The organism is Streptomyces sp. NPDC002130 (genome assembly GCF_040296465.1).
Classification (GTDB): Bacteria; Actinomycetota; Actinomycetes; order Streptomycetales; family Streptomycetaceae; genus Streptomyces.
Map to the genome: position 1 here is coordinate 1 of NZ_JBEOXI010000952.1, position 1280 is coordinate 1280.

General features: G+C 66.6%; 1 protein-coding gene. It reads left to right on the forward strand.

Going from position 1 to position 1280, the window contains the following annotated elements; all coding sequences use genetic code 11:
• Positions 1 to 60: 60 nt before the first annotated feature.
• Positions 61 to 1280 (forward strand): alpha/beta fold hydrolase (locus tag ABT116_RS47335; protein ID WP_351647578.1); only part of this gene is annotated, 1220 nt, incomplete at its 3' end.

Sequence of the window (1280 nt, forward strand, 5' to 3'; positions counted from 1 at the left end):
TGCGACCAATTCGTCGAAGAAGGAACTGCGCCGCTGGGGCGAGGGGTCGACTGCGCAGAGGTGAGCGTTCCCGTCGACTACGCGAATCCGAGCGGCGACACCGCGAAGGTGGTGATCTCGCGTTCGAAGGCCACCGGTGACCGCATCGGCTCGCTGTTGCTGAACCCCGGCGGGCCGGGTGGGTCCGGGCTGTCGATGGCCACGTCGGGTTCGGGCACCGAACTGCAGGAGCGTTTCGACATGATCGGCTTCGATCCGCGGGGGATCGGAGCGTCGACGCCGCAGGTTCGGTGTTTGACGCCGGAGGAGACCGACGCGGAGCGTGCGGAGGTCAACGTCGACATGACACCGGAGGGCATCGCCCTCGCCGAGGCGGACAGCAAGGACTACGCCGCCAAGTGCGCTGAGCGGACCGGTACGGAGTTCCTCGCGCATGTCGGTACCTACGAGGTGGTGCGAGACATGGACGTCATTCGGGGCGTTCTCGGCGATCCGAAGATGAACTACCTCGGGTTCTCGTACGGGACCCGGCTCGGATCCACTTACGCGGAAACCTTTCCGCAGAACGTCCGAGCGATGGTCCTCGACGGCGCGCTCGACCCCGAACAGGATCCGGTCGACGAAGTGGTCCTGCAAGGTCAGGGTTTCCAAGGCGCGTTCGACGCCTTTGTCGCCGACTGTGTCTCGCGAACGGACTGCCCGCTCGGTGACGATCCGGCGCAGGCGCAAGCGCGCTTTCAGGCACTCGTCGATCCGTTGATCGAGAAGCCGGCACAGACCACCGATCCGCGCGGACTGAGTTATTCCGACGCGATCACGGGCGTCCAGCAGGCTCTGTATTCGCCACAGTTGTGGACGCCGCTGCGTGGGGGTCTGTCGAGTCTGGCCGACGGACGCGGCGACTCGCTGCTCAATCTCGCCGACATGTACGAAGGCCGTGAGGACGACGGCAGCTACTCCAACATCAACGACGCGTTCAACGCCATTCGCTGCGTGGACGATCCGGCAACCACCGACCGCGCCGAGGCCGGCGAGTCCGATACCCGGTACCGCGAAGCGGCCCCGTTCCTCGACGACGGCCGAGGGACCGGTCAAGCGCCGCTCGACCTGTGCGCGTTCTGGCCCGTTCCGGCAACCGGCAGCCCCCACGCGCTCGACCCCCAGGCGCTCGCCGATGCCGGACTGCCTCAGCTGGTCTGCCCGGTTGTGGAAAACATCCTTCCGCCCGCGCTCTGCAGCATCCTCGCCATCGTCAGGAGGCTCCTGGACGTCCTCGGCTG